Consider the following 24,952-nt stretch of genomic DNA (forward strand, 5'->3'; position numbering starts at 1 on the left):
GTCAGGCCACCTCTCCTGCGCCCTGCGCCTGTCGAAGGACGGGCGCGCGATCCAACAGCGGGCCGCCCCACGAGTCCACCAGCAGCGCTTCCAGCGCGGCCCCGACGCGGTACAGCTGCGCATCCTGACGGGCGGGAGCGAGGAACTGGATGCCGACCGGCAGCCCGTCCTCCTCGGCGAGCCCCGACGGAATCGAGATGCCCGGCACTCCGGCGAGGTTGGCCGGGATGGTCGTGACGTCGTTGAGGTACATCTGCATGGGGTCGTCGATCTTCTCGCCGAGGCGGAATGCCGTCGTCGGCGCGGACGGCGTCGCGATGACATCGACCTGTGCGAACGCGGAGTCGAAATCGCGCTGGATGAGGGTGCGGACCTTCTGCGCCGAACCGTAGTACGCGTCGTAGTACCCAGCCGACAGCGCATAGGTGCCGAGGATGATGCGGCGCTTCACCTCGTCGCCGAAGCCGGCCTCGCGCGTCGCGGCCATCACGCTCTCGACGGTGGGGGTGCCGGACGGCGTCACCCGAAGGCCGAATCTGACGGAGTCGAACTTCGCGAGATTGCTGGATGCTTCGGCGGGCAGGATCAGGTAGTACGCCGCGACGCCGTACTCGAAGTGCGGTGCGCTGATCTCCACGAGCTCGGCCCCCTGCGCCTCCATGGCCGCCAGGGCGGCCCGGAACGACTTGGACACCCCGGGCTGGAATCCGGAATCGGGGAGCTCGCTGATCACGCCCACTCGGAGCCCGCGGAGCACGTCCCCGCGTGCGCCTTCCCGAGCGGCGTCTGCGAACGACGGCCAACGATCGGTCAGCGACGTCGAGTCATGCGGGTCGTGTCCGCCGATCACGTCGTGCAGCAGTCCGGCGTCCAGGACGGTGCGCGTGACCGGGCCGACCTGGTCCAGGCTCGACGCCAGCGCGATCGCGCCGTAGCGGCTCACACCGCCGTAGGTCGGCTTCAGGCCCACAGTGCCGGTGACATGGGCGGGCTGGCGGATCGAGCCGCCCGTGTCGGATCCGAGCGCGAGCGGCGCCTCGAATGCGGCGACCGCCGCGGCGGAGCCGCCGCCCGAGCCGCCGGGGATGCGATCGAGGTCCCACGGGTTGTGCGTCGGGCCGTACGCCGAGTGCTCGGTGGAGGAACCCATGGCGAACTCGTCCATGTTCGTCTTTCCGAGCGGCACGAGGCCGGCGGCACGCGAGCGTGCGACGACGGTCGCGTCGAACGGCGACAGGTATCCCTCGAGGATGCGCGACCCGCTCGTCGACGGCATGTCCGTGGTGACCAGGACATCCTTGATGGCCAGCGGCACGCCGGCGACGGGGCCGAGCGCCTCGCCGTCCGCGCGACGACGATCGACGTCGGCTGCGACCTGGAGCGCGTGGTCGCTCACGTGCAGGAAGGCATGGATGTCGGCATCCACCGCGGCGATGCGATCGAGGTGCGCCTGGGTCGCCTCGACGCTGGACACCTCGCCGGAGGCCAGCTTGGCGGCCAGATCTGCCGCGCTCAGACGGATCAGTTCGGTGCTCACTGCTCCTCCCCCAGAATCGCCGTGACGCGGAAGCGCCCGTCGGCGGCGTCCGGGGCGTTCTGCAGCGCCTGGGCGAGGGTCAGGGTCTCGCCGACCTCATCGGCGCGGTAGACGTTCCGGAGCGGGATCGGGTGACTCGTCGCCGGCACGTCGGGCGTGGCGACCTGCGACACCTTCGCGATGTTGTCGACGATCACGTCGAGCTGCCCGGTGAGGCGCTCGACCTCCTCGTCGCTCAGCTGGATCCGGGCGAGCACACCGAGATGGCGCACGAGATCAGGGGTGATTTCAGACACTCCCCCAGTCTAGTTCGGGCGCCGTGCCTGCCCCTGCGTCGGCAGAGGCCCGGGCCTATGCTGGGGCGCGTGACGACGTACGAGCCTCCTCGCCCTTGGATCGCCAGCTATGCCGAGGGGGTCCCGGAGGATCTCGCACCAGTGACCGGCTCGCTCGTCGACATCGTCGAAGCCTCCGCCCGCGACTTCCCGGATGCCCCGGCTCTGCAGTTCTTCGGCCGCACGACCTCGTATCGCGAACTGCACGAGGCCATCGAGCGCGCCGCGGCGGGCCTGCGCGATCAGGGCGTGAGCGCGGGAGACCCGGTGGCGATCGTCCTGCCGAACTGCCCGCAGCACATCATCGCGTTCTACGCGATCCTGCGCCTGGGCGCGATCGTGATCGAGCACAACCCCCTGTACACTCCGCGCGAGCTGCGCAAGCAGTTCGAGGATCACGGCGCTCGGCACGCGATCGTGTGGACGAAGGTCGTGGGGTCGATCCAGGACTTCCCGGCCGACCTCGCCGTCACGTCGCTGATCTCGGTCGACCTGACCAAAGCCATGCCGTTCGGCACGCGCCTCGCCCTCAGGCTGCCGATCGCGAAGGCCCGTGAAGCGCGCACCGCGCTGCACGAGCGAGTCAGCGGAACCGTGACCTGGGAGTCGGTCGTTTCCACCCCGGCGCTGCCGGCATCCCATCCGAAGCCGGCGACCGACGACCTCGCGCTCATCCAATACACGAGTGGGACGACCGGCGCGCCCAAGGGCGCGTCGCTGACCCATCGCAACCTGCTGTCCAATGCCGCGCAGGCGCGCGCATGGGTTCCCTCGATCGTCCGGGGCCACGGGTGCGTCGTGTACGCGGTGCTGCCGATGTTCCACGCGTACGGCCTCACCCTGTGCCTCACGTTCGCGATGTCGATGGGCGCCAGACTGGTGCTCTTCCCCAGGTTCGACCCCGACATGGTGCTCGAGGTCACCAAGAAGCATCCCGCGACCTTCCTGCCGCTCGTGCCGCCGATCGCAGACCGGCTCCTGAAGGCCGCGCGAGCGAAGGGCGTCTCGCTCGCGGGCACACAGGTTGCGATCTCGGGTGCGATGGCGCTGCCGCACGAGCTCGTCGTGCCGTTCGAGGCGGCGTCCGGCGGATATCTCGTGGAAGGGTACGGACTCAGCGAGTGCTCTCCCGTGCTCATGGCCAACCCGGTGGCGGAGAACCGCGAGCCGGGCACGGTGGGGCTCCCCCTGCCGGGGACGGAACTGCGTGTGGTCGACCCCGACGAGCCGACGAAGGATGTCGCGCCGGGTGAGCGCGGCGAGCTGATCGTCCGCGGCCCGCAGGTGTTCAGCGGCTACTACGGCAAGCCCGAGGAGACCGAAGCGGTATTCGTCGACGGCTGGTTCCGCACCGGAGACATCGTCACCGTGGACGAGGGCGGCTTCGTGCGCATCGTCGACCGCATCAAGGAGCTCATCATCACCGGAGGCTTCAATGTGGCCCCCACCGAGGTGGAGAACGCGCTTCGACAGCATCCTCAGGTCGACGACGCCGCGGTCGTCGGGCTGCCGAGCGAGCACTCCGGCGAAGAGGTCGTCGCCGCCGTCGTCCTGGCGGAGGGGGTCGCGGAGCCCGACATCGAAGGGATCCGCGAGTTCGCACGCGGCATCCTGACGCCGTACAAGGTTCCGCGGCGCATCTTCGTGGTCGACGAGCTGCCGAAGTCCCTCATCGGCAAGGTGCTTCGCCGCCAGGTGCGCGACTCGCTCCTGCAGCTGACGACCGGCAGCTGAGAGACTGCTGCGGGCCTAGTCGGCGAGACCGTCGCGCGCGACGGCGACGGCGTACGGATACAGTGTCGCGCTCATCACGCCCGCCGACACGGCAGGATCCGTCTCCATGATCGCCCGGGCCGTGATCTCATCCGGCGCTTCGAAGATCGTGATGCCGAAGGTGCCCTCATCCACCTGCGTTCGTCCGGCCAGGATCAGGATGCCGGCGCCCTTCAGCGCCTGCAGGTACCCGAAGTGCTCCTCGATGACGGCCGCCTCCTCGTCGGTGGCCGCGGCGACCATCTCGGGCCGGGTCGGGACGATGCGATAGATCCACTGGGCCATGCGCCCATCATCCTGCGTCTGGCGCGAGCGCGTCGAGCGCCGCCGGACCCTCGGTCACGAGGATGCGGAACTGCGCTGCGTCGATGATGCGCACGCCGAGCTCCTCGGCCTTGCCCAGCTTCGAGCCGGCGCCCGGTCCTGCTGCGACGAAGTCGGTCTTCTTCGACACGCTGGATCCGGCCTTCCCTCCGGCGGCGATGATGGCCTCCTGCGCACCCTCGCGGCTGTATCCCTCGAGCGACCCGGTCGCGACGACGGTGAGTCCGTCGAGCACCCCGCCCTGCACGGCAGCCGCGCCCGGACCGGGGTGACCCGGTGTGGTGAGCTGTGCGCCAGCGGCCGTCCAGCGCTCGACGATCTCGCGGTGCCAGTCGACATCGAACCAGTCCAGGAGCGAATCCGCGATGATCCCGCCGACGCCCTCCACCGCGGCGAGTTCGTCGCGGGATGCCGTGCGAATGGCCTCCAGCGAGCCGAACCACGCGGCGAGGGCCCTGGCTGCGACCGGACCGACATGGCGGACGTTGAGTGCGACGAGGAAGCGCCAGAGCTCCTTCGTCTTGGACGCCTCGAGGTTCGCAAGAAGTTGCGTCGCGCTCGCGGACAGCACGTGGTCGGCGTCGCCGTCGAAGTCGCCGTCCGGATCGAACGCAGGGTCGGTCTTCTTCCGCTGCCGACGGAAGGGCGAGCGGGTGTCCGGTTCGCCGTTCTCGAGCAGACGGACGAGCCCGGTCTCGGCATCCCTCACGACGACGTCGATCGGGAACAGGTCCTGCGCGCGCAGGTCGAAGAGGCCGGCCTCCGTGACCAGCGGCGGCACCTCGGGCCGGACGGGCTGCGTGAGCGCGGCCGCCGACACCTCGCCGAGTCCTTCGATGTCGAGGGCGCCGCGGGAGCCGATGTGATCCACGCGCCCGCGCACCTGCGCGGGACACGAGCGCGCATTCGGACACCGGAGATCGATGTCGCCCTCCTTCGCCGGGGCGAGCCGGAACCCGCATTCCGGACAGTCGGAGGGCATGACGAATGCCCGCTCGCTCCCGTCGCGCAGCTCCACGACCGGACCGAGGACTTCGGGGATCACATCACCGGCTTTGCGCAGCACGACCGTGTCGCCGATGAGCACGCCTTTGGCCTTCACGACGTCCTGATTGTGCAGCGTCGCCTGGCGCACGACGCTTCCGGCGACGCGGGCGGGTTCCATGACCGCGAATGGCGTCGCCCGACCCGTGCGACCGACCGACACGACGATGTCGAGGAGCTTCGTGTTGACCTGCTCGGGTGGGTACTTGTAGGCGATCGCCCAGCGCGGAGCCCGGCTAGTCGCACCGAGTTCATCGTGGAGCGCGAGCTCGTCGACCTTCACGACGATCCCGTCGATCTCGTGCTCGACGTCGTGGCGATGCGTGCCGTAGTGGCGGATGAACTCGTCGGCGGCGGTCGCGGAGTCCGCGACGGCGAAGTACGCGCTCGTCGGCAGTCCCCAGGACGCGAGCAGTGCATAGATCTCACTCTGCGTCGACACCGGCGGCGCCGGCCACGCGCCGATCCCGTGCACCGTCATGCGCAGCCGCGACAGACGCTGGTGCATCGCATCGAGCTGGCGGTCGTTCTTGCCCTCGGTCTTCTGCCGGAGGGAGCCGCTGGCCGCGTTGCGCGGGTTCGCGAAGAGTCGATCGCCCATCGCCTCCTGGTAGGCGTTGAGGGATTCGAAGTCGGCCACGTTGAAGAAGACCTCACCGCGCACTTCGACCAGCGGCGGATGCCCGTCGCCCTCGAGCCGATGCGGGATGCCTCCCACGCGCCGCACATTCTCGGTCACGTCCTCGCCGACGCGGCCGTCGCCGCGGGTTGCGGCCGAGACCAACCGGCCGTTCTCGTATCGCAGCGAGAGCGCCAGTCCGTCGATCTTGAGCTCGCACAGGTAGTGGACGGATCGGCCCGCGTCCCGTTCGACCTTCGCCGCCCAGGCGAGGAACTCCTCGTCGCTGAAGACGTTGTCGAGACTCAGCATCCGCTCGGCGTGCTCCACCGGCGCGAACAGCGACCCGGACGCCGCGCCCACCGACAGCGTCGGAGAGTCCTGGCCCTGCAGTTCCGGGTGCAGCCGCTCGATGGCCTCGAGGCGGTGCATCCACTCGTCGTACGTCGCATCGTCCACGACGACCGTGTCGCGGCCGTAGTACGCGTCGCGGGCTTCCAGGATCAGCTCCGTGAGGCGCACCGACTCGGCGCGCGCCGCCTCGAGCGGAAGATCTGCGAGTTCTGCGGGGGTTGCGGCATCCGTCACGCCGCAAGTCTAGGAGCCTCCTGCGACAGCACGCCGTGCCCGGCCGGTCTGATCAGGCGTCGACCGGAACCGCCGACACCGTCCGGTCGATCGTGAACTGGCCGAGGACGCGGGTGCCCTCGTAGAGCACCGCGGTCTGACCGGGCGCCACGCCGTCGAGCGAAACATCGGGCCTCACCATCACGAGCCCGTCGATCAGGACGGCGCGCGCGGGCACGGGCTCGGCGTGAGCCCGGATCTGCACGTGGCACGCGAAGTCGGACGAAGCGGGGGCCTCGCCGGTCCAGGTGAACGATGTACCGGCGATCTCGGCTGTCGCCAGGGCCTCCTTCGGGCCGACGACGACCGTGTTGGAGACGGGACGCACCTCGAGCACGAAACGCGGCTTGCCGTCGGCAGCGGGAATGCCGAGCGCGAGGCCGCGGCGCTGCCCGACCGTGAACGCGTGCGCGCCCTCGTGCGTGCCGACGACGGCGCCGGACCGGTCGACGATGTCGCCGGTCTGAGCACCCACGCGATCGGCGAGCCAGCCCCGCGTGTCGCCGTCGGGGATGAAGCAGATGTCGTGACTGTCGGGCTTGTTCGCGACGGTCAGGCCACGAGCCTCGGCCTCCGCGCGCACGAGCGCCTTGGAGGGCGTCTCCCCCAGCGGGAACAACGTATGGGCGAGCTGCTCTGCCGTGAGCACTCCCAGGACGTAGGACTGATCCTTCGCGGCGTCACTCGCGCGATGCAGCTCGAGGGCGCCCGACGGGCCGGTGCGCAGGATCGCATAGTGGCCCGTCGCGACCGCATCGAACCCGAGATCGAGGGCCTTCTCGAGCACGGCGGCGAACTTGATCCGCTCGTTGCAGCGCATGCACGGGTTGGGTGTGCGCCCGACGCTGTACTCGGCGACGAAGTCCTCGATGACGTCGTCGCGGAACCGCTCCGAGAAGTCCCACACGTAGAACGGGATGCCGAGGCGGTCGGCGGCCCGGCGGGCGTCCATCGCATCCTCGATCGTGCAGCACCCGCGGCTGCCCGCCCGCAGCGTCCCACCGGCGCGCGAGAGCGCGAGGTGGACGCCGACGACGTCGTGCCCCGCATCCACGGCGCGCGCAGCGGCGACGGCGGAATCGACTCCACCGCTCATCGCCGCAAGAACACGCATGGGATGAGTCTACGAGCCGTCCCTCAGCCGAGCCTGGGAGCGCCGACCCTGCGCGAGGACAGGCCCGCGGTCCGGGCTCGTTCGTATGCGGACGGGACAGCCGCGATCGCGGCGTCGACGTCGGCATCCGTGGTCGTGCGTCCGAGCGTGAACCGGAGCGCACTGCGCGCCGCCTCCTCTCCGAGCCCCATCGCGCGAACGACGTGCGACGGCTCCGCGACGCCCGCCTGACACGCCGACCCGGTCGAGACCGCGATCCCCGCCCCGTCCAGCAGGAGGAGCATCGAGTCGCCCTGTGCGCCGGGGAACACCGCATGGACGTGGCCCGGGAGGCGATCGGCGCCTGATGCGGAGATGCGCAGCTCGGGGATTCGCTCGCGCAGGCCGGCTTCGAGCCGATCGCGCAGCGCTGCGATGCGAGCCGCCTCGGTTGCCAGTTCGGCCACCGCGAGTTCGGCCGCGACCGCGAACGCCGCCGCACCGGCCGCATCCTGCGTCCCTGCCCTCAGCCCGCGCTGCTGACCGCCGCCGTGCAGGAGCGGCTCGACGCTCGCCTCGCGCGCCACGACCAGCGCGCCGACCCCCACCGGCCCGCCCAGCTTGTGCGCCGCGACGCTCATGGCGACCAGACCGGCGCTGCCTGCTCCCGATTCGGCGCGCAGGGCGCGGAACGACACCGGAACGTGCCCGAATGCCCCCACCGCGTCCAGATGCATGGGCACGTCCGCGTCGGCGCAGGCGGCCGACGCCGCGACGACCGGCTGAATCGTGCCCACCTCGTTGTTCGCGGCCAGGAGCGTCGCCGCCGCAGCGTCACCGCCGCCGACCGCTGCCTCCCACTCGGACACGTCGATTCGTGCATTGCGATCCACGCCGGCCCACTCGATGTCGGCGACCTCGTGGGCGTGCAGCCAGCCGAGCGTGTCGAGGGTGGCATGATGCTCGGCCGGGGCGGAGACGATCGCCGTCCGCCCGGTCGTCTCCCGTCGCGCGCGGTAGAGCCCGGTGATTCCGAGGTTCACGGATTCGGTGCCACCCGAGGTGAAGACCACCTCCACCGGGTCGCAGTCCAGCGCAGCGGCGAGGCGCTCCCGCGATTCCTCGAGCAGCCGGCGCGCACTCTGTCCCGCGCCGTGGATCGATGAGGCGTTGCCGACCGAGCCCGTCGCTGCGATCCACGCTTCGCGGGCCTCGTCACGCAACGGCGTGGTCGCCGCGTGGTCGAGGTAGACGACCATGGGGCTCCTCCCGTCGACGTAACGCGCATGACTCACGGCCTTACTACTGTAGAGCGCATGGTTTTGCCCGAATCCCGCACTGCGCTCGCACCGGCGCCCGGTCTGCTGAGCTCCGAACTCGACGACCTCGGCGTCACGCTCGGGGCCGACGGCGGCACGCTGCGCGTCTGGTCGGGTCACGCTTCGGAGATCGAGCTCGTCGTCTTCGACGACACGGACCTCGATTGGATCACCGACACGATCCCGCTCGCCCCGGCGGGAGGCGGCGTCTGGACGGTCACCACGCCGCTGCTGCGTCCGGGCACGCGATACTCGATCAGGGTGGACGGCCCCCACGCGACCGGGAGCACCTTCAACCCGGGAACCCTGCTCGTCGAGCCCTACGCGAAGGGCCTCGTCAGCGGCGGCTATGAGGACTGGCGCGCCGTCGTGGTCGACGGATCCTTCGACTGGGGAGGCGTCGCGAAGCCCGCCGTTCCGATGGACCGCACGGTCATCTACGAAGGTCACCTCAAGGGCATGTCGAAGCGGCATCCGCTCGTCCCGCCTGCGCTGCACGGCACGTACGCCGGACTGGCGCACCCCGCGATGATCGATCACTTCCTCACCCTCGGCGTGACGAGCATCGAGCTGCTGCCGGTCCACGCGTTCGCGACGGAACCGCGCCTGCTCCAGCACGGTCTCGCGAACTACTGGGGCTACAACTCGCTGAACTTCTTCACACCGCATGGCGCGTACGCCACCGCGGAGAACCGGCGTCAGGGGCCGGAGGCGATCCTGCGCGAGTTCAAGGGGATGGTCAGACTCCTCCACGAAGCCGGCCTCGAGGTCATCCTCGACGTCGTCTACAACCACACGGCCGAGGAGGGCATCGGCGGCCCGCGCACCAGCCTTCGCGGCATCGACAACCGCTCGTACTACCGCCAACACGAGGACGGCGTGTACATCGACGTGACCGGGTGCGGCAATTCGGTGAACACCGCCACGGATGCCGCCTCCCGCGTCGTGCTGGATTCGCTGAGGTACTGGGCAAACGACGTGCAGATCGACGGCTTCCGCTTCGACCTGGCCGCAACCCTCGGCCGGGATGCCGCGCACACGTTCGATCCGGATCACCCGCTTCTGCGCGCGATCATCGACGACCCCGCGCTGGAAGGGGTCAAGAAGATCGCCGAACCCTGGGATGTCGGGATGGGCGGCTGGCAGACCGGCAACTTCGGCGACGGGTGGCACGAGTGGAACGACCGCTATCGCGATCGTGTCCGCAATTTCTGGCTGAGCGACGTCGACTACGCACGCCGCGCATCGACAGCACCGGTCGGCATCGGAGGCCTCGCCACCCGCCTCTCGGGCTCGTCCAACACATTCAGCGTCGAACGCGGCCCGCTTGCAAGCGTGAACTTCGTCACCGCCCACGACGGCTTCACCCTGCGCGACCTCGTCTCGTACGACGTGAAGCACAACGTGGGCAACGGTGAGCAGAACCGCGACGGCGCGGACACGAACCGTTCGTTCAATCACGGCGCCGAGGGTCCGACGACGGATGAGGGGATCCTCTCGACCCGCCGCAAGGCGATGCGCAACATCCTCGGCACCCTCCTGCTCTCCGCGGGAGTGCCGATGCTCACCGCCGGGGACGAATTCGCGCGGACGCAGCGAGGGAACAACAACGCGTACTGCCACGACTCGCCCCTCACCTGGCTGTCCTGGGAGCACGCGCCGTGGCAGCAGGATCTCCACGCGCACGTGCGTCGGCTACTGCAGCTGCGCCGTGATAACCCCGCGCTTCGTCCGATCCGATTCGCGAAGCTCGACGAGCACACGCCGTCCGCGTCGGTCATGGAGTGGTACGACCAGAAGGGCCAGACGATGTCGATCGACAGATGGACCGACCCGTCGAACCGCACCCTGCAGTACGTCGCGGCCTCCACTCCGGAGCGGGAGGCCTTCAACCGGATCCTCCTCATGGTGCACGGGAACGAGCGACCGGTGGATGTCACGCTCCCGGCGATCGCGGGCGTCACGACGTTCGTGTCGCTGTGGTCGAGTGAGGACGAGAGCCCCAGCGAGGACCTCGAGCAGTTCCACGCCGGCGACATCGTGCCGCTCGCGGGCACCTCGATGCGGCTCTTCCGAGCCGAGTAGCGCCCGACACGGCCGCGCCGCGCACTGTCGCCTCGGCAGGGTGGGCGGTAGGTTCGAAACGTGGTCACGACGACGCGCACGACGCGCACCCGCCCCTGGCGCAGCGCCTCTCCGATCCCGGTCCGAGCGGCAGCCGACGCCCAGCCCGATCGCACGACGGCGACGCCCCGCATCCCCCTGGCACTGTCGTCACCGTCCGTGCCGGACGGACTGTTCCGGCCGAGTGCGTTCGCGGGTGAGATCGTCCCGTTCCGGACGACGGCCTTTCGCGAGGGCCACGATCTGATCGGCGTGCACGTGCGGCTCTTCTCGCCGAGCGGTGACGAGTCGCTGCACCGGCTCGCCGCACTGCACGACGGCTTCGACCGGTGGGAGACCGCCATCGCGCCCCTCGAGGAGGGTGTGTGGAGCTTCCGCTTCGAGGCGTTCGCCGACGACTTCGCGACATGGGAGCACGCCGCCGATCTCAAGATCGCCGCGGGCGTCGACACCCCGGTGATGCGCGAACTCGGCGCCCGACTGTTCGAACGCGCGGTCGCGGACAAGACGCGGCCGATCGCCGAGCGGCGACGCCTCGAGACCGCCGCGGCGACGCTGCGCGACTCCGGAACGAGCGACGAAGCCGCCCTCGAGGTCGTGCGGGATCCGTCGCTGGCCGCCTTCTTCGCGTCACGGCCGCTCACCTCGCTGATGAGCGTGGGACCGAGCCTCGAGCTGCTCGTCGAGCGCGAACGCGCGGGTGTCGGCGCCTGGTACGAGTTCTTCCCGCGCTCGGAGGGCGCCCGACGCCTCAAGGACGGAACGATCAAGAGCGGGACGTTCCGCACCGCCACGCGCCGGTTGCCGGCCGTGGCGGCGATGGGCTTCGACGTGCTCTACCTCCCCCCGATCCACCCGATCGGTCGCCTGAACCGCAAGGGCCGCAACAACACGCTGGATCCGCAGGACGGCGATCCAGGCTCGCCGTGGGCGATCGGCTCGGCCGAAGGCGGCCACGACGCCGTCCATCCAGACCTCGGGACGCTCGCGGACTTCCGCGCATTCGTCCGGGCGGCGCGGGCCGAGGGCATCGAGGTGGCGCTCGACTTCGCGCTGCAGGCAGCACCTGACCATCCGTGGGTCGCCGCGCACCCCGAATGGTTCACGACCCTGCCGGACGGGACGATCGCGTACGCGGAGAATCCGCCGAAGAAGTACCAGGACATCTACCCGATCAACTTCGACAACGACCCCGAGGGGATCCGCGCGGAGGCACTGCGCGTGCTCCGCCACTGGATCGCCCAGGGCGTGAAGATCTTCCGGGTCGACAACCCGCACACCAAGCCGCTGCAGTTCTGGGAGTGGCTCATCGCGACCGTCTCGGCCGACCACCCCGACGTCGTCTTCCTGGCCGAGGCGTTCACACGGCCCGCGCCGTTGCAGGGGCTCGCCCTGGCGGGATTCCAGCAGAGCTACACGTATTTCACGTGGCGCAACACCAAACTCGAGCTCGAAGAGTTCCTGACCGGACTCGCGCACGACACGGCGCATTTCCTCCGCCCCAACCTGTTCGTGAACACGCCGGACATCCTCACCGAGTACCTGCAGTTCGGTGGCCGGCCCGCCTACAAGATCCGCGCCGCGATCGCAGCGACGGGCGCCCCGTCCTACGGCGTGTACGCGGGTTACGAGCTGTACGAGAACGTCGCGCGCCCCGGATCCGAAGAGAACATCGACAACGAGAAGTACGAGTACAAGGTGCGCGACTGGGCGGGTGCCGAGGCGAACGGCGACTCCCTCGCCCCCTACCTGTCGCGCCTGAACGAGATCCGCCGCGCTCACCCCGCCCTCGGCCAGTTGCGCAATCTCACCGTGCACTGGAGTGACGACGACGCGATCCTCGTCTTCTCCAAGCGGATCACCGCCGAGCTGTCGCCGACCGGCCGGGCGGACACGATCCTGGTCGTCGCGAACGTCGATCCGCACTCCGTCCGCCAGACCATGGTCCACCTGGACACCCGCGTCTGGGGCGTGGCGCACGGTGAGCCGTTCGAGGTCGAAGACCTGATCACCGGCGCGCAGTGGACCTGGTCCGATCACAACTTCGTCAAGCTCGACGCCTTCACCGAACCCGTCCACATCCTGCACGTGAAGGAGTCCCGATGACCTCCCCCTCCGACGACCTGCTCGACGCCGTCGCCGCCGGCGCGCACCACGACCCGCATGCCGTTCTCGGCATGCATCTCGGGAAGGATGCCGAGGGATCCGACGAGTGGACGATCCGCGCCCGGCGCCCCCTGGCCCGCAGCGTGACCGCCGTCTTCACGGACGGCACCCGCGTTCCGCTGGAGCACGTGCGGGCGGGCATCTGGGAGGGGCAGCGCTCGGGGAACGGAGGCAAGTACGAGCTCGTCACGACCTACGAGGGCGCGCCGGACTACACTGCCGAGGATCCGTACCGGTTCGGTCCGGCGATCGGCGAGCTCGACCTGCACCTGATCCGCGAGGGACGCCATGAGGAACTCTGGCGCGCACTGGGCGCGCACGTGCGCGAGCTCGAGGGCACCAAGGGCACGTCGTTCACCGTGTGGGCGCCGAATGCTCGCGCAGTGCGCGTCGTGGGCGGTTTCAACGACTGGGACGGCCAGTCGCACGCGATGCGATCGATGGGCTCGAGTGGGGTCTGGGAGCTGTTCGTCCCCGACATCGGGGTGGGCACGGCGTACAAGTTCCAGCTGCTGGGCCGCAACGGCGAGTGGGTCCTGAAAGCGGATCCCATGGCGCGCTACGCGGAGGTTCCGCCCGCGACCGCGTCCGTGGTCACCGAGTCCTCGTACACCTGGTCGGATGCGGCGTGGCTCAAGGCCCGGTCCACCTCGCAGCCGGTCTCGCAGCCGATGTCGATCTACGAGGTGCACTTCGGGTCGTGGCGACCCGGCCTCTCGTACCGCGACGGCGCCGATGCGCTGATCGAGTACGTGACCGCCCAGGGATTCACGCACGTCGAGTTCCTGCCGCTCTCCGAGCACCCCTTCGGCGGGTCGTGGGGTTACCAGGTGACCGGCTACTACGCGCCGACGAGCCGGTTCGGCACACCCGACGACCTGCGCTACCTCATCGATCGGCTGCACCAGGCCGGCATCGGCGTGATCATGGACTGGGTTCCCGGCCACTTCCCCAAGGACGCGTTCGCTCTCGCTCGCTTCGACGGAGAAGCGCTGTACGAGCACTCCGACCCGCGACGCGGCGAGCATCGCGACTGGGGCACCTACATCTTCGACTTCGGCCGAAGCGAGGTGCGCAACTTCCTGGTCGCCAACGCGCTGTACTGGCTCGAGGAGTTCCACGTGGACGGCCTGCGCGTCGACGCCGTCGCCTCGATCCTCTACCTGGACTACTCCCGCGAAGACGGCGAATGGGTGCCGAATGTGCACGGCGGCCGGGAGAACCTCGAAGCGATCCACTTCCTGCAGGAGGTCACGGCGACCGCATACAAGCGCTACCCGGGCATCTCGATGATCGCCGAGGAGTCCACGAGCTTCCCGGGCGTCACCGCGCCGACCGATCGGGCGGGCCTCGGCTTCGGCTTCAAGTGGAACATGGGCTGGATGAACGACTCCCTCCAGTACATCTCCCGGGACCCGATGTACCGGTCCCACCACGAGGGCGAGCTGTCGTTCTCATTCGTGTACGCATTCAGCGAGAACTTCGTACTCCCGATCAGCCACGACGAAGTCGTCCACGGCAAGGGCAGCCTGTTCTCGCGGATGCCGGGCGATCACTGGCAGAAGCTCGCGAACATGCGCGCGTTCCTCGCGTATATGTGGGGTCACCCGGGCAAGCAGCTGCTGTTCATGGGACAGGAGTTCGGCCAGCTCTCCGAGTGGGCCGAAGGACGAGGGCTGGACTGGTGGATCCTCGACCAACCCTCCCACGCAGAACTGCACGGGTTCGTGGCGACCCTGAACAGGGTCTACCGCGAACAGTCTGCGCTGTGGGCGCGCGACAGCGACGGAGCAGCATTCTCGCGACTCGGAGGCCCGACCTGGAATCCCAACGTGATCGCGTTCTCGCGACGCGACTGGCACGGCAACACGGTGGTCGTCGTGTGCAACTTCTCAGGGGTCCCGGTGCACGGCTACACGCTCGACCTGCCGGAGTCCGGCGTGTGGCACGAGATCCTCAACTCGGACGCCCAGGCCTACGGCGGCTCCGGCGTCGGGAACATGGGCACGGTCCACGCGGGCGAGGACGGACGCGCCTCGATGGTGCTGCCGCCGCTGGGCGTGCTGTGGTTGAAGCACGACCCACAGGCCCATCTGCCGAAGCAGCCGATCACGGAGCGCCTGCTCCTGCCGTGACGTGGGGCTCCCGTCGGGAGGTCGAGGTCAGAACAGCAGCGAGGCCAGGCGTCCGCGTGCACTGATCACGCGGGGGTCGGTATCGCCGATGAGGCCGAACAGCTCGAGCAGACGCTCACGGACAGGACCGCGCTCGTCCGACGGAAGTGCGCCGAACAGGTCGAGCAGTCGGGCGAACGCGTCGTCGACATGTCCGCCGGCCAGATCCATGTCGGCGACGGCGAACTGCGCATCCACGTCGAGGGGCGCGGCGGCCGCGGCCGCCCGCGCCTCCTGCAGATCCAGACCCTGCACGCGGTCCAGCAGCTTCACCTGGCCGAGCCCGGCGCGAGCGTCCTCGTCGCGTGGGTTCTCGGCGAGGGCCTTCTCGTATGCGGTGATCGCCCGTGCGTAGTCTCCGGCTTCGATCGCGTCGAACGCCTCCGCATGAAGAGGGGGCAGCTCCGGTTCGACCGGCTCGGCATCCGCTGTGGTCTCATCGTCTTCGGTGACCTCGAGGGTGCCAGTGACGCCGTTCTGCGCAGCCAGCTGGAGCAGCTGCGCGAAGACCTCTCGCACCTGCTGCTCGGGCACCGCGCCGGTGAACAGCGGTACTGGCTGGCCACCGACCAGCGCGACCACCATCGGGATCGACTGCGCGCGGAAGGCCTGCGAGAGCTGCGGATTGGCGTCGACGTCCACCTTCGCGAGCACGAGTCGACCACCGAGCTCGGTGACGACGCGCTCGAGGATCGGGCTCAGCTGCTTGCACGGCCCGCACCACTCCGCCCACAGATCGATGACGACCGGCACGGTGCGCGACAGCTCCAGCAGCTGGGGGAAGGTCTCGTCCGTCACGTCCATCACGAGCGACGGCGCCGACGTCGCCGCGACGGTTCCGGCGGGCGCGGGTGCCGGGCGATTGCGAAGTGCGGACAGGTCGACGGCACCGCGCAGCGCGGCACCCGGGGGCACGTCGGTCAATTGATCACCTTTGCATCGAGGATCTCAGAACCATAGCCGAGCAGACGGATCTTCTCGGTCGAGCCGAGCCCCGGGACGTAGAAGAACAGCTGATCGCTGAAGGTCGTCGTGAAGCCCGTCGCGGACTGCTCAGCGCCGGCGAGGGTCTTCACGGTCGGGTTGCCGTCGAGTTTGATCACGGCATCCGCGTTGGTCGGCTTGACCGTGTCGACCTCGTTGACGTTCACCGCGACGATCGCGCCGCTCTCGAGGGTGGCGAGGGCCAGCGGAGGGTGCTCGCCGGGCATGGAGCTGAACGACAGGCTTCCGGTGGATGCGGCGGTCGTGTTGAACTCCGCCAGTCTGCTCTCGCGATCGGCCGCGATGCTCACGCGGAACTGGTCGCCCTCAGCCTCGAACTGGCTGTAGAACTCGCTGTCCTCGCCCTTGTTGATGACATCGGCGTAGGCCGCTGCGAGCTGGTCGGGCGCCATCACGAGGAACGACGAGTCCGGCGGAACCTGCTGCGCTCCCACGTACACCGGTGCGAGGTCGGGCATCTGTGTAGCCGCTTCGAGGCTCGACAGGTAGGCGAGCTTGTACGGCGACCAGGCGTCCTCCTGCGTCAGCAGCATGATGCTCGCGGTCTTGTCTTCCTCGTCGTTGACCACGGCCATCACGGAGCGCGGCCAGCCGTCGTAGGCCTGCGGGAGCACGATCTCGAGCGGCTTCGTGGGAATCGCCGCGAGCGCGGCATAGTCGGCGATCGCGCCGCGGAGCTTGTAGTTCGTCGCCCGCTCCGCCAGCACGGCGCCGTCCAGGCGGGACGCTGCCAGCGTCGGGTCCATGGCCTCATCGGCATCGGCCGCGGTCGAGGCGATGCGGGCGATGATCCGCTCCGCCTGCGACTTCGTGACGGCCGGCGCCTGCTGCCCTTCCGGCACGATCACGGTCTCGGTCGGGCTGGGCGTCGGGGACGCCGCCATCTGCGGCCACGAGTCGGCGGAGCATCCTGCGAACATCAGGGCAGAGACGGCGATCGCGGGCACGATGGCGAACGCGCGCTTCCCGGTCGTCACGGAGCGGCGGGTCGGGGGTGTCGCGCTGATGACGCCCTTGTCGGCGCCCTCGACGGCGAGGTCGATCGGCTCGGTGACGGGGAGGGGCAGGCCCTTGCGGCGCGGGCCGCGAGAACGACGGGCGTGACGGATGCCGAGGATGTACAGGAAGACGCCGATCGCCATCAGGATGCCGCCGAACACGATCAGCGGACCGGCCCACGGGGTCGCGCTCACGGTCGGCCACGACACGCTGACGTCGGTCGGTGCCGGCTCGGTGCCGTCGGTCGCGACGAGCACGCTCATCTCCGCGGGAAGCTGCAGAGGCGCGATCAGAAGATCCTCCTGCTGGAACTCGTCGAGCCACAGGTCCGAACCGATCGGGCTGCGGCCGGGCGTCACCGCAGCGTCGGCAGCGGCGCCGGCGGTGGGTGTCGGCGTGGGTGTCGGTGTCGCGGTCGCATCGGCCGTCGAATCGTCATCGGCTGTCGCCGGCGCGACGGCATCCGACACGATCTCACCGTCGTCGCCGAGGGAGACCTCGTTGTAGGTCGCGTCAGCCAGCCAGGCCTTCAGGTCGGCCGTGCGTCCGTAGGCGGCGAAGATGTCGCCCTCGCCCTGTGCGCGCAGCGTCTGCGCGCCGGGCAGCCTGTTGAGCACGGCGCCGTCGATCAGCAGATACGGCGCCTCCTCGGACACCGAGAGGTCCGACGTCTCGGACTTCGGACCCTGGAAGACGGTGCGCTGGGCGATGCCTGCACCGATCATCACGGCGGCGAGCACGAATGCCGCCACAGCCCACACGAAACGCACGAAAACACCTCTCCTGGACCCGCGGGGGAACGATGCGGGCCGTCGACTCGACATTTCAGACTAGCGAAACCCACCTGAATGTCGCCCGGGAGGCGCCAATCCCGGGCCTGGGCGCGACCTGTGCATATCCTGACGTGACAACAACAAAATCCTCGCCGGGACAGTCAGGAGCCACCGTGAAGGTGCACAACCCATTCCGCGTCGCCCTCGTCGCGACATTGGGCGTCGGCGTGGGGCTGCTGCTGATCGGCAGCATCCAGACCCTCTCGACGATCCTCCTGTACGTCGGCACCGCGCTGTTCCTTTCGCTCGGCCTGGAACCCGTCGTGGCTTGGCTCGAGCGGCGCAAGCTGCCTCGATGGGCGGCCGTGCTGATCACGATCCTGGGCGTGCTGGCGATCTTCGCGGGCATCGTCCTGATGATCGTGCCGATCCTGGTCGATCAGATCACTCAGCTGGTCAACGAAGTCACGAAGCTCCTGAACCGGCCGACGTTCTGGAACGACCTCGAGGACTGGATCCACGGCATCTTCCCGAATCTGGACCTCCAGGCCGTGATCGAGCAGGTGCAGACCTGGGCGCTGGAGAACGCGGGATCCATCACCGGCGGCGTCATCGGCGCCGGCGTCGCCCTCTTCAGCGGCATCGGCGGCGCGTTCATCGTCCTGATCCTCACGATCTACTTCACGGCGTCCACGCCGTCGCTCAAGAAGGCCGTCTACCAGCTGGTCCCGGCCTCCAAGCGTCCGCGGTTCATCGACCTGTCCGAGCAGGTGACCGACTCCGTCGGCTACTACGTGATCGGGCAGGTCACCCTCGGTGTGATCAACGGCGTGCTGAGCGCGATCTTCCTGACGATCATCGGAGCCCCGTTCCCTGCCGTGCTCGCCGTCATCGCGTTCTTCTTCTCGCTGATCCCCCTCGTCGGTACGCTGACGGGCTCCACGATCATCGTGCTGACGTGCCTGATCCCCGGGCTCGGTTCACCCACCACCGCGTTGATCGCGGCGATCTACTACCTGATCTACATGCAGATCGAGGCGTACGTCATCTCGCCGCGCATCATGAATCGCGCCGTGTCGGTGCCCGGCGCCGTCGTCGTGATCGCGGCGCTGGCCGGTGGCTCGCTGCTCGGACTGCTCGGGGCCCTGATCGCGATCCCGGTCGCCGCGAGCGTCCTGATCATCTACCGCCAGGTGGTCATCCCACGCCAGAACGAGCGGTGATCACTCCTCGCCGAGGGGTCCGTCCCACTCGGTCGGGAGGGGCAGCGCATCCGGATTCACCGCGGCGACGATCTCCGTCAGCACCCGGCGCGTCTGATTCTCCCCGACCCACAGGTGCTTTCCTCCTTCGACGGCGATCAGCACGGCATCCGGGACGCTCGCGAACCGTTCGGCTGCGGCATCCGGTCGGAGGTAGTCGTCGAGCTCCGGCACGATCACGATGACCTGGCGCGCATTCCCCGCCCAGGCTGCGACCTCCTCGGCCGTCGTGCGGTGCAGCGGGGGCGAGAGCAGGATCACACCCTCGACGTCGTGATCCAGGCCGTACTTGAGTGCGACCTCGGTGCCGAACGACCAGCCGACCAGCCAGGGTCGCGGCAGTCCGCGGGTGCGGATGAAGTCCATGGCAGCGGCGAGGTCGAACGACTCCGCCCGCCCGCCGTCGAACGCGCCGTCGCTCGTGCCGCGCGGCGAGGTCGTACCGCGCGTGTTGAAGCGGAGCACCGCCAGATCGGCGAGAGCCGGCAGCCGCGCGGCGGACTTCCGCAGGATGTGCGAGTCCATGAATCCGCCCGCCGTCGGCAGGGGGTGCAGGGTGACGAGCGTGGCGACCGGCTCCCGTTCCAGCGGCGTCGCGAGCTCCCCGACGAGCGTCAGCTCATCGAGCGTGCGCAGCTCGATCTCCTCGCGTCGCGCAGGAAGCAGCACCGGTCCGCGAATGTCCATGTCAGGCGATCCTCCAGCAGTGCGAGTGCCAATGTCGTCGGGCCTCGAGGTCGGCCTTGTCGCCGAGCACCCCGTCAGCGCGCCACACGACCAGGTGCGCGGCTCCCGGCTGCACGCTTCGGCCGCAGCCGGGGCAGACGTACGCCTTCGCCGCCTGAGCCGCCGAGACCGGCTGCACGGTCCACTCGACGCCTCGGCGCACCTCGGTTCGCTTCCAGCCGGTGAGGAGGCGCTCGAATGCCTCGTCGCCGGGCTCCTCGGAGCGTCGACGGTTCGACCGCGGCATGGGGTCAGTACCAGCCGACGGACTCGGAGTGCTCCCAGGCGCCGCAGGGGCTGCCGTAGCGACCGCCGATGTAGTCGAGCCCCCACGTGATCTGCGTCGCGGGGTTGGTCTCCCAGTCGGCGCCGGCACTGGCCATCTTGTTGCCGGGCAGCGCCTGCGGGATGCCGTAGGCGCCGCTGCCGGCGTTGTAGGCGTTCACGCGCCAGCCGGACTCCCTGTTCCACAGAGCGACCAGGCAGGCGAACTGGTCGTCGCCCCACCCGCGCGCGAGGACCATCTGATAGGCGATCGCCTGAGCGGTACCCGGGTCGGGGCTCACGAACGGCGGCGCCCAGCTCGACGATGACGACTCGGTGGCCGGCTCGGGCTCGGGAGTCGGCGTCGGCTTGGGCGTGACGTACACGGTGTAGTTGCCGCGATCGAGGGAGTCGCCGGAGACCTCAGCATCGACGGTCTCGATGCTGAGGCTCTGCGCGTCGCCGAGGGTGCTCGAGTAGAGGGTGATCGGGACCTTCTCGACCGCGTTGGCCTCGGAGAGCGCGACCCCGGTCGGGCCGATGTAGGCGGCGACGAATCCCACCGCGGCGAATGCGGCGAACACACCGAGCACTCCGCGTCGACGTGACCACCGGGCTGTCGGAGCGGCCGCGCGGGTGATGACCGGATCTGCGCTCACCACACCCTGACGGGGGCTCCGTCGTGCGGGAATCATCTCGTTTCCGGAAGTCACAGTTCCACGAGTCTACCCGGGCGCGACTGCCCATGCCATCTCCGATGCCCTGTGCCCGCGACCAGATCGACGAGAGCGTCAGGCGACGGCGAGCATCACCTCGATGACCGCGTCCAGCACGGCATCCACCTGCGTCTCGCGGTATCCGCCGCGCTGCATCCGGAACGCGACGGCGCGAACCTGCTCGACGGTCACGGAGTCGCCCGTCTCCAGATAGCGGGCGAGCTTGTCGGCGACCAGGTCCACCTCGTCGATGCGGTATCCGTAGCGCAGGGCGCTGACCCGATCGAAGCGACGTCCCTTCGGGCGCGACAGTCGATCCAGAACCACCTGGGCGGTCTCGCGCGTCTGGCCGACCCACGCGTGCGCGCCCTCGGTGCTGACCGCAGCCTCACGCTCCCGCGCGGCGAACGCGTCCTCGATGCGGCCGAGAGCGGCGTCGACCGCCGCGATCACGTAGCCGTGGCGGACGATCGGGAACGCGACCTGGCGCACCTCTGCGGCGGTCATGGGCTCCGCGCCGGCTTCGAAGGCTTCGCGTGCGCGGTTCAGGAACGCGTCCACGGCGCGCTTCTCGTAGCCCTTCACTGCGCCCTGCGTCTCGGCGAACGTGATGGTGGGGTTCTCGGATGTCGTCATCATGCCGCCAGGGGGGAGAAGAGGTAGAAGAGGGCGAGCGCGGCGACGACCGACGGAAGGATCGAGTCCAGCCTGTCGAGCACTCCCCCATGGCCGGGCAGCCACGAGCTCATGTCCTTGATTCCGAGGTCGCGCTTGATCATCGATTCGCCGAGGTCGCCCGCGGTGGCCGTTCCGAGCACGAGGGCGCCGATGATCAGTCCGGTCCACCACGGCAGGCCGAGCATGAACATCGCCAGCAGCACGCCTGCGATCAGTGCCGCCAGCGCGGCGCCGGCGAACCCCTCCCAGGTCTTCTTGGGGCTGATGCGCGGCGCCATCGGGTGCTTGCCGAACGACAGCCCTGTCGCGTAGGCGCCGGTATCCGACGCCACCGCAATGATGATGAACGCGAGCACCCACCACTGACCGCCGTCCTGACGCAGCAGGATGAGGCACAGGCTTCCGAGGAACGGCACGTACAACTGAAGGAATCCCGCGATGAGCACATCGCCGAGCACGGCGCCGTACGTGCGACCGTCCTTGGCGAACATCTGGGCGATGAGGCGCCAGACGATCACGAGGGCCACCGCGACGAACGCGACCACCCAGTGCAGCCACAGCCCTACGAAGAACCCCGACAGCACGAGCACGGCGCCGATGACCAGTTGAGGGATCAGGTCGACCTTGCGCCCCGACCCGATCAGGGCGCGTCCGAACTCGAACATGCCGAGCAGCACCGCCGCGAGGCAGAACAGGACGAACACCCACTTGAAGAAGATGAGCGAGGCGATCAGCACTGCGCCGATAGCGAGTCCGATCAGGATCGCGACGATCAGGTCGCGACCTGTGCGCTGCTTGATCCGCTCGTTCGCCTCCTCGAACTCCGCGCGCGCCTGAGCGACCTGGCTCTCGAACTCGCTGCGGGCAGCGCGCACGTGCGACTGGAAGTCCGCGTTCTGCTCGCCGTCGGCGCCGCTCTTGCGCAGGTTCGCGGCATCGCGCCTCGTCAGCGGCGCCTCCGCAGGCGGTGGATCGCCCGGGAGGTCGTCGGATGCGTCGGTCATCGGCTCAGACCTCGAGAAGCTCGGCCTCTTTGCGCTTGAGCGCGTCGTCGATCGCGTCGACGTGGGCACGCGTCAGCGCATCGAGCTCCTTCTCGGCACGGGCGAGCTCGTCCTCGCCGATGTCGCTCTTGAGGCTGTCCAGGTCGTCCTTGGTCTTGCGGCGGATGCCGCGCACGTGGACCTTTGCATCCTCGCCCTTGCCGCGCACGATCTTGACGAATTCCCGGCGGCGCTCCTCGGTCAGCTCGGGAAGCGTGACGCGGATGAGGTTGCCGTCGTTGGTCGGGTTCGCACCCAGGTTCGGGGTGTCGCGGATGGCCTGCTCGATGGCCTTGAGTGCCGACTTGTCGTAGGGCGTGACCACCAGCGTGCGCGCCTCCGGATTGTTCAGCGACGCGAGCTGCGCGAGCGGAGTCGGGGTGCCGTAGTAGTCGACGAGGATCTTCTGGAACAGCTGGGGGTTCGCGCGACCCGTCCGAACGGTCGCGAAGTCGTCCTTCGCGCCTTCGACAGCACGATCCATGCGCGCGCCCGCATCGGCCAAGACGTCCGCGATCACAGTGACTCCCATCGGTAGATCCAGAGCCCTCAGTCTAATGGCCAGGACCCGTCGAACACGGTGTACCGGCCGCGCCCGGACGTCGCCGTCCGCGGGCGTCAGGCGGTGACGAGCGTCCCGATCGGTTCGCCGAGAAGGGCCCGGGTCACGTTGCCGGACGGCTCCATCCCGAACACGCGCATGTCCATGCGGTTGTCCATGCAGAGGCTGAAGGCGGTCGAGTCGACGACCTTCAGCCCGCGCTGCAGCGCATCGAGGTAGGTGATGCGATCGATCTTCGTGGCGTTGGCGTCCTTGTGGGGATCGGCCGTGTAGACGCCGTCGACGCCGTTCTTGGCGACGAGCACCTCGGATGCGCCGATCTCGAGGGCGCGTTGCGCCGCCACGGTGTCGGTCGAGAAGTACGGGAGCCCCGCACCGGCGCCGAAGATGACGACGCGCCCCTTCTCCATGTGACGCACCGCGCGACGGGGGATGTAGGGCTCGGCGACCTGGGTCATCGAGATCGCCGACTGGACCCTGGTCGCCGCCCCGGCCTGCTCGAGGAAGTCCTGGAGGGCCAGCGCGTTCATGACCGTGCCGAGCATGCCCATGTAATCGGCGCGCCCTCGGTCCATGCCGCGCTGGCTCAGCTCGGCGCCACGGAAGAAGTTGCCGCCACCCACGACGACGGCGATCTCGACGCGGTCGACTGCCTCGGCGATCTCACGGGCGATCTCGCTCACGACGTCGGGGTTGACTCCGAGCTGTCCCCCTCCGAACGCTTCGCCCGAGAGCTTCAGCAGGACGCGCCGGGTTCCGGTCGCTTCATCGATCACGTGGGGTCCTCTCGTCGCATACAAACTATCCCAGCGGATCGCAGGAGCCGATCCCCGGACATGGGAGAAGGCCCGCATCGAAGATGATGCGGGCCTTCTTCGGGACGTTACGCGCCGACCTTGAAGCGGGCGAAGCCCGTCAGGGTGAGCCCGGCGTCCTTGGCCACCTGCGCGACGGACTGCTTGTTGTCCTTCGCGTAGTCCTGGTCCAGGAGCGAGACCTGCTTGAAGAACGCGTTGACACGCCCCTCGACGATCTTCGGCAGCGCCGCCTCGGGCTTGCCCTCCTGGCGGGAGATCTCGGTGACGATCTCGCGCTCCTTGTCGACCTCGGCCGCGGGGACCTCGTCGCGCGACAGGTACGTCGGGTTGGCGAAGGAGATGTGCTGCGCGATGCTGCGAGCGGTCTCGGCGTCCTCGCCCGTGTAGGCGAGCACGACGCCGACCTGCGGGGGCAGGTCCTTGCTGGTCTTGTGGAGGTAGATCTCGAACTTGTCGCCGGTCAGCGTGCGCACGCGGCGCAGCTCGACCTTCTCGCCGATGATCGCAGCCTCGTCCGAGATGAGGCTCTCGACGGTGCTCGCACCGGCCGGCGCCGCCAGGGCGGCTTCGACCGAGTCGGCGGATACTGCGGCCGCGGCATCCGCGACCTTGTCGGCCAGTGCGATGAAGCGGTCGTTCTTCGCGACGAAGTCGGTCTCGCAGGCGAGCTCGACGAGGGTGACCTTGCCGTTCAGCTCGCGAGCCACGACCAGGCCCTCGCTCGTGGAGCGGTCGGCCCGCTTCGCGTTGCCCTTCGCGCCCTTCAGACGCAGGATCTCGACGGCCTTCTCGACGTCTCCGTCAGCCTCTTCGAGTGCCTTCTTGGTGTCGACCATGCCGGTTCCGAGCTGCTCGCGCAGCGCCTTGATGTCGGCGATCGTGAAGTTTGCCATTATCGGCGGCTCCTTGATTGTGGTGAGTTCAGGGGGATGCCTCGGCGGGGTCGCACAGAACGACCCCGCCGAGCGCGC

Annotated in this window: 21 protein-coding genes; 5 read left to right on the forward strand and 16 right to left on the reverse strand. The window is 69.0% G+C overall.

The window, feature by feature from the left end:
- Position 1: 1 nt before the first annotated feature.
- Together gatA and gatC are read right to left on the reverse strand one after the other, a co-directional pair.
- Positions 2-1,537: an Asp-tRNA(Asn)/Glu-tRNA(Gln) amidotransferase subunit GatA gene (gatA, locus tag BM349_RS10360; protein WP_091706774.1), complete on the reverse strand. Its 1,536-nt coding sequence runs from the start codon at positions 1,535-1,537 to the stop codon at positions 2-4.
- The gene (gene gatC / locus BM349_RS10365) at positions 1,534-1,833 is read right to left on the reverse strand and encodes an Asp-tRNA(Asn)/Glu-tRNA(Gln) amidotransferase subunit GatC (RefSeq protein ID WP_091706775.1); all 300 of its coding nucleotides are present in this window, start codon (positions 1,831-1,833) and stop codon (positions 1,534-1,536) included. Before gatC ends, gatA begins: the two co-directional genes overlap by 4 nt.
- Positions 1,834-1,890: 57 nt before the next feature.
- Between gatC and BM349_RS10370 the strand changes: the two genes are divergently transcribed.
- Positions 1,891-3,606, forward strand: a complete 1,716-nt coding sequence (locus BM349_RS10370) for a long-chain-fatty-acid--CoA ligase (protein ID WP_091706776.1) — start codon at positions 1,891-1,893, stop codon at positions 3,604-3,606.
- 15 nt (positions 3,607-3,621) lie between these two features.
- On the opposite strand, the gene BM349_RS10375 is transcribed toward BM349_RS10370, so the two are convergent.
- The 4 genes from BM349_RS10375 to BM349_RS10390 are packed head-to-tail and all read right to left on the reverse strand — an operon-like array spanning position 3,622 to position 8,611.
- Positions 3,622-3,930 carry a YciI family protein gene (locus BM349_RS10375; RefSeq protein WP_091706777.1) on the reverse strand — a complete coding sequence of 103 codons (309 nt, stop codon included), beginning with the start codon at positions 3,928-3,930 and terminating at the stop codon, positions 3,622-3,624.
- A 7-nt stretch (positions 3,931-3,937) separates the two neighbouring features.
- A complete protein-coding gene (ligA, locus tag BM349_RS10380) occupies positions 3,938-6,220 on the reverse strand; it encodes an NAD-dependent DNA ligase LigA (RefSeq protein ID WP_091706778.1) in 2,283 nt (760 codons plus the stop codon).
- 52 nt (positions 6,221-6,272) lie between these two features.
- Positions 6,273-7,373: a tRNA 2-thiouridine(34) synthase MnmA gene (gene mnmA / locus BM349_RS10385; protein WP_091706779.1), complete on the reverse strand. Its 1,101-nt coding sequence runs from the start codon at positions 7,371-7,373 to the stop codon at positions 6,273-6,275.
- Between the two features lie 23 nt (positions 7,374-7,396).
- On the reverse strand, positions 7,397-8,611 hold the full coding sequence (locus tag BM349_RS10390) for a cysteine desulfurase family protein (RefSeq protein WP_091706780.1): 1,215 nt from the start codon (positions 8,609-8,611) through the stop codon (positions 7,397-7,399).
- Between the two features lie 57 nt (positions 8,612-8,668).
- Between BM349_RS10390 and glgX the strand changes: the two genes are divergently transcribed.
- The 3 genes from glgX (at position 8,669) to glgB (ending at position 15,096) form a co-directional block, all read left to right on the forward strand.
- The gene (gene glgX, locus BM349_RS10395; RefSeq protein ID WP_091706781.1) at positions 8,669-10,756 is read left to right on the forward strand and encodes a glycogen debranching protein GlgX; all 2,088 of its coding nucleotides are present in this window, start codon (positions 8,669-8,671) and stop codon (positions 10,754-10,756) included.
- Between the two features lie 177 nt (positions 10,757-10,933).
- Positions 10,934-12,901: an alpha-1,4-glucan--maltose-1-phosphate maltosyltransferase gene (locus BM349_RS10400; RefSeq protein WP_091707247.1), complete on the forward strand. Its 1,968-nt coding sequence runs from the start codon at positions 10,934-10,936 to the stop codon at positions 12,899-12,901.
- Entirely contained in the window at positions 12,898-15,096 is a 2,199-nt protein-coding gene (glgB, locus tag BM349_RS10405; RefSeq protein ID WP_091706782.1) for a 1,4-alpha-glucan branching protein GlgB, read from the forward strand. Before BM349_RS10400 ends, glgB begins: the two co-directional genes overlap by 4 nt.
- Positions 15,097-15,123: 27 nt before the next feature.
- Here glgB and BM349_RS10410 read toward each other — a convergent pair whose 3' ends face one another.
- Both BM349_RS10410 and BM349_RS10415 read right to left on the reverse strand, forming a co-directional pair.
- Positions 15,124-16,059 carry a tetratricopeptide repeat protein gene (locus BM349_RS10410; RefSeq protein ID WP_091706783.1) on the reverse strand — a complete coding sequence of 312 codons (936 nt, stop codon included), beginning with the start codon at positions 16,057-16,059 and terminating at the stop codon, positions 15,124-15,126.
- Positions 16,056-17,909, reverse strand: coding sequence for a DUF8094 domain-containing protein (locus tag BM349_RS10415; protein ID WP_175525266.1), 1,854 nt, complete (start codon positions 17,907-17,909; stop codon positions 16,056-16,058). Before BM349_RS10415 ends, BM349_RS10410 begins: the two co-directional genes overlap by 4 nt.
- A gap of 176 nt (positions 17,910-18,085) precedes the next feature.
- Here BM349_RS10415 and BM349_RS10420 point away from each other — a divergent pair, with 176 nt between their 5' ends.
- Positions 18,086-19,135: an AI-2E family transporter gene (locus BM349_RS10420; RefSeq protein WP_091706785.1), complete on the forward strand. Its 1,050-nt coding sequence runs from the start codon at positions 18,086-18,088 to the stop codon at positions 19,133-19,135.
- Here the strand turns inward: BM349_RS10420 and BM349_RS10425 are convergent, their stop codons facing one another.
- The 8 genes from BM349_RS10425 to tsf all read right to left on the reverse strand — a co-directional run bounded on the left by BM349_RS10425 (position 19,136) and on the right by tsf (position 24,874).
- Positions 19,136-19,861 (reverse strand): alpha/beta hydrolase, encoded by a 726-nt coding sequence (locus tag BM349_RS10425; protein ID WP_091706786.1) that lies wholly within the window; start codon positions 19,859-19,861, stop codon positions 19,136-19,138.
- 1 nt (position 19,862) lies between these two features.
- On the reverse strand, positions 19,863-20,147 hold the full coding sequence (locus BM349_RS10430) for a hypothetical protein (protein ID WP_091706787.1): 285 nt from the start codon (positions 20,145-20,147) through the stop codon (positions 19,863-19,865).
- Positions 20,148-20,151: 4 nt separating this feature from the next.
- The gene (locus BM349_RS10435) at positions 20,152-20,877 is read right to left on the reverse strand and encodes an aggregation-promoting factor C-terminal-like domain-containing protein (protein ID WP_091706788.1); all 726 of its coding nucleotides are present in this window, start codon (positions 20,875-20,877) and stop codon (positions 20,152-20,154) included.
- Positions 20,878-20,955: 78 nt separating this feature from the next.
- Positions 20,956-21,516: a DivIVA domain-containing protein gene (locus BM349_RS10440; RefSeq protein ID WP_091706789.1), complete on the reverse strand. Its 561-nt coding sequence runs from the start codon at positions 21,514-21,516 to the stop codon at positions 20,956-20,958.
- Complete coding sequence (locus BM349_RS10445) at positions 21,516-22,562, reverse strand: phosphatidate cytidylyltransferase (protein WP_091706790.1); 1,047 nt, start codon at positions 22,560-22,562, stop codon at positions 21,516-21,518. Before BM349_RS10445 ends, BM349_RS10440 begins: the two co-directional genes overlap by 1 nt.
- Before the next feature lie 4 nt (positions 22,563-22,566).
- Positions 22,567-23,121 (reverse strand): ribosome recycling factor, encoded by a 555-nt coding sequence (gene frr, locus BM349_RS10450; RefSeq protein WP_091707248.1) that lies wholly within the window; start codon positions 23,119-23,121, stop codon positions 22,567-22,569.
- A 98-nt stretch (positions 23,122-23,219) separates the two neighbouring features.
- Positions 23,220-23,939, reverse strand: coding sequence for a UMP kinase (gene pyrH / locus BM349_RS10455; RefSeq protein ID WP_091706791.1), 720 nt, complete (start codon positions 23,937-23,939; stop codon positions 23,220-23,222).
- A gap of 107 nt (positions 23,940-24,046) precedes the next feature.
- Positions 24,047-24,874, reverse strand: coding sequence for a translation elongation factor Ts (gene tsf / locus BM349_RS10460; RefSeq protein ID WP_091706792.1), 828 nt, complete (start codon positions 24,872-24,874; stop codon positions 24,047-24,049).
- Positions 24,875-24,952: the final 78 nt, after the last annotated feature.

The organism is Microbacterium sp. cf046, from assembly GCF_900114345.1.
In the GTDB taxonomy this organism is placed as follows: Bacteria; Actinomycetota; Actinomycetes; order Actinomycetales; family Microbacteriaceae; genus Microbacterium.

Coding starts and splice junctions, on each gene's coding strand:
- BM349_RS10370 (WP_091706776.1), top strand. CDS start 1,891: ATGCTGGGGCGCGTGACGACGTACGAGCCTCCTCGCCCTTGGATCGCC.
- BM349_RS10375 (WP_091706777.1), bottom strand. CDS start 3,930: ATGGCCCAGTGGATCTATCGCATCGTCCCGACCCGGCCCGAGATGGTC.
- mnmA (WP_091706779.1), bottom strand. CDS start 7,373: ATGCGTGTTCTTGCGGCGATGAGCGGTGGAGTCGATTCCGCCGTCGCC.
- BM349_RS10390 (WP_091706780.1), bottom strand. CDS start 8,611: ATGGTCGTCTACCTCGACCACGCGGCGACCACGCCGTTGCGTGACGAG.
- glgX (WP_091706781.1), top strand. CDS start 8,669: ATGGTTTTGCCCGAATCCCGCACTGCGCTCGCACCGGCGCCCGGTCTG.
- glgB (WP_091706782.1), top strand. CDS start 12,898: ATGACCTCCCCCTCCGACGACCTGCTCGACGCCGTCGCCGCCGGCGCG.
- BM349_RS10425 (WP_091706786.1), bottom strand. CDS start 19,861: ATGGACATTCGCGGACCGGTGCTGCTTCCTGCGCGACGCGAGGAGATC.
- BM349_RS10430 (WP_091706787.1), bottom strand. CDS start 20,147: ATGCCGCGGTCGAACCGTCGACGCTCCGAGGAGCCCGGCGACGAGGCA.
- BM349_RS10440 (WP_091706789.1), bottom strand. CDS start 21,516: ATGACGACATCCGAGAACCCCACCATCACGTTCGCCGAGACGCAGGGC.
- BM349_RS10445 (WP_091706790.1), bottom strand. CDS start 22,562: ATGACCGACGCATCCGACGACCTCCCGGGCGATCCACCGCCTGCGGAG.
- tsf (WP_091706792.1), bottom strand. CDS start 24,874: ATGGCAAACTTCACGATCGCCGACATCAAGGCGCTGCGCGAGCAGCTC.